The organism is Pseudomonas fluorescens, assembly GCF_000967965.1.
GTDB lineage: Bacteria > Pseudomonadota > Gammaproteobacteria > Pseudomonadales > Pseudomonadaceae > Aquipseudomonas > Aquipseudomonas grandcourensis.
Genome location: NZ_LACC01000028.1, coordinates 1 through 2,937 on the forward strand (window position 1 = coordinate 1; position 2,937 = coordinate 2,937).

Annotated in this window: 3 protein-coding genes; all 3 read right to left on the minus strand. The window is 61.9% G+C overall.

What is annotated here, in order from left to right; genetic code table 11:
• Positions 1-1,433: NAD(P)(+) transhydrogenase (Re/Si-specific) subunit beta (locus VC35_RS22355; protein WP_046042647.1), on the minus strand; the 1,433-nt coding region annotated here is incomplete at its 3' end.
• Positions 1,430-1,780: an NAD(P) transhydrogenase subunit alpha part 2 gene (locus VC35_RS22360; RefSeq protein ID WP_046042645.1), complete on the minus strand. Its 351-nt coding sequence runs from the start codon at positions 1,778-1,780 to the stop codon at positions 1,430-1,432. The genes VC35_RS22355 and VC35_RS22360, both read right to left, overlap by 4 nt.
• Positions 1,781-1,791: 11 nt before the next feature.
• Positions 1,792-2,913 carry a Re/Si-specific NAD(P)(+) transhydrogenase subunit alpha gene (locus VC35_RS22365; RefSeq protein WP_046042646.1) on the minus strand — a complete coding sequence of 374 codons (1,122 nt, stop codon included), beginning with the start codon at positions 2,911-2,913 and terminating at the stop codon, positions 1,792-1,794.
• Positions 2,914-2,937 lie beyond the last annotated feature (24 nt).

Sequence of the window (2,937 nt, forward strand, 5' to 3'; positions counted from 1 at the left end):
TCGACGGCTTTGACCATGTCTTCGATGACCTTTTTAGCGTCGCCGAACACCATCATGGTTTTGTCCAGGTAGAACAGTTCGTTGTCCAGACCGGCGTAGCCACTGGCCATCGAGCGCTTGTTGACGATGATGGTCTTGGCCTTGAACGCTTCGAGGATCGGCATGCCGGCAATCGGCGATTTCGGATCGTTCTTCGCGGCCGGGTTGACCACGTCGTTGGCGCCCAGCACCAGCACCACGTCGGCCTGGCCGAACTCGGAGTTGATGTCGTCCATCTCGAACACCTGGTCGTAAGGCACTTCGGCCTCGGCCAGCAATACGTTCATGTGGCCGGGCATACGACCGGCAACCGGGTGGATCGCATACTTCACGGTCACGCCGCGATGGGTCAGCTTCTCGGTCAGTTCCTTCAGCGCATGCTGTGCCCGCGCTACCGCCAGGCCGTAGCCCGGCACGATGATCACGGTGTCGGCGTTGGTCAGCAGGAAGGTCGCGTCGTCAGCCGAACCGGATTTCACCGGGCGGGCTTCTTTCGAACCGGCCGGGCCGGCCGCATCCGTCGTATTGCCGAAACCGCCGAGCAGTACGTTAAAGAAGGAGCGGTTCATCGCCTTGCACATGATGTACGAGAGGATCGCACCGCTTGAGCCCACCAGCGAACCGGCGATGATCAGCATCGAGTTGTTCAGCGAGAAGCCGATACCCGCCGCAGCCCAGCCGGAGTAGCTGTTGAGCATCGACACGACCACAGGCATGTCCGCGCCACCGATCGGGATGATGATCAGCACGCCGAGCACGAAGGCCAGGGCCAGCATCACGGCGAAAGCGGTGTAGTCGCCGGTGAGCATGAAGGTCACGCCCAGGCCCAGTGTGGCCAGGCCCAGCAGCAGGTTCAGCTTGTGTTGGCCGCTGAACTGTACCGGTGCGCCCTGGAACAGGCGGAACTTGTACTTGCCGGCCAGCTTGCCGAAGGCAATGACCGAGCCGGAGAAGGTGATTGCACCGATGGCGGCACCGAGGAACAGTTCCAGGCGGTTACCGGCCGGGATCGCGTCACCGAGTTGCTTGACGATGCCCAGCGACTGCGGCTCGACCACGGCAGCCACGGCGATGAACACCGCTGCCAGGCCGATCATGCTGTGCATGAAGGCGACCAGTTCGGGCATCTTGGTCATTTCAACGCGTTTGGCCATGATCGAACCGGCGGTGCCGCCGATCAGCAGGCCGACGATCACGTAGACGATACCGTCCTGGGCCAGCTCGGCACCTAGTTTATAAATCAGGCCGACCGTGGTGAGGATCGCCAGGCCCATGCCGAGCATGCCGAACAGGTTGCCGCGGCGCGACGTGGTGGGGTGCGAGAGGCCCTTGAGCGCCTGGATGAAGCAGACCGAGGCGATCAAATACAGGGACGTAACCAGGTTCATGCTCATGCTTGCTGCACCTCGGCCTTGACTGCTGCGGCCTTGGCAGCCGGAGCTTTGGCCGCTTTCTTCTTGAACATTTCCAGCATGCGGCGGGTCACCAGGAAGCCACCAAACACGTTGACCGCGGCCAGGGCCACGGCCAGGGTGCCCATGGTCTTGCCCAGCGGAGTCACGGTGAGGGCGGCGGCGAGCATGGCGCCGACGATCACAATGGCCGAGATGGCGTTGGTCACGGCCATCAGTGGCGTGTGCAGTGCAGGTGTGACGTTCCAGACCACGTGGTAGCCGACATAGATAGCCAGCACGAAGATGATCAGGTTGTAGATACCGTGAGAGATCAGCATGTCTTCCATTGTTTTTATCCTCAGCCGTTCTTGCGCACGATCTGGCCGTCGCGGCACATCAGGCACGCGGCGACGATATCGTCTTCAAGGTTGATCACCAGTTGTCCTTCTTTATCGAACAACAGTTTCATGAAATCCAGCAGGTTGCGGGCGTACAGCGCCGAAGCGTCAGCCGCCACGGCGCTGGCCAGGTTGGTCGGGCCAACGATGGTCACGCCATTTTCGACGACCACCTGGTCGGCCACGGTCAGCGGGCAGTTGCCGCCCTGGGCTGCCGCGAGGTCGATGACCACCGAACCCGGCTTCATCTGGGCCACGGTTTCCGCGCTGAGCAGCGTCGGTGCCTTGCGACCGGGAATCAGCGCGGTGGTGATCACGATGTCAGCCTGCTTGGCGCGCTCGTGCACGGCCGCGGCCTGGCGCTGCATCCAGCTGGCCGGCATCGGTCGGGCGTAACCGCCGACACCGACGGCGCATTCACGCTCTTCGTCGGTCTCGTACGGCACGTCGACGAACTTGGCGCCGAGGGATTCGATCTGCTCTTTTACCGCAGGACGCACGTCAGACGCTTCGATCACCGCCCCCAGGCGTTTCGCCGTAGCGATGGCCTGCAAGCCGGCCACACCGGCACCGAGGATCAGCACGCGGGCTGCTTTCACGGTGCCTGCAGCAGTCATCAGCATCGGCATGAAACGCGGGTAGTGGTGAGCGGCCAGCAACACGGCTTTATAGCCGGCGATGTTGGCTTGCGAGGACAGCACATCCAGGCTTTGGGCGCGGGAGGTGCGAGGCGCAGCCTCCAGGGCAAAGGCGGTAATACCGCATTCGGCCATTTTGGCGATGGTTTCGTTGCTGAACGGGTTGAGCATCCCCACTACAACGGTGCCGCTTTTAATCAGCGCCAGCTCGCTGTCGCTGGGCGCGACCACCTTCAAAATCAGCTCTGCACCAAACGCGTCATTGGCGCCGCCAATGGTTGCGCCTGCCGCTTCATAGGCACTGTCGACAACGCTGGCATTAATGCCGGCGCCGCTTTGAACAGTGACCTTATGGCCCTGGCCGATCAGCTTCTTGATGGTTTCCGGGGTTGCAGCAACCCGTGTTTCACCGGTCTGGGTTTCGAGAGGAACACCAATGTGCACGTCAAATCTCCTGCGTGATCTTAT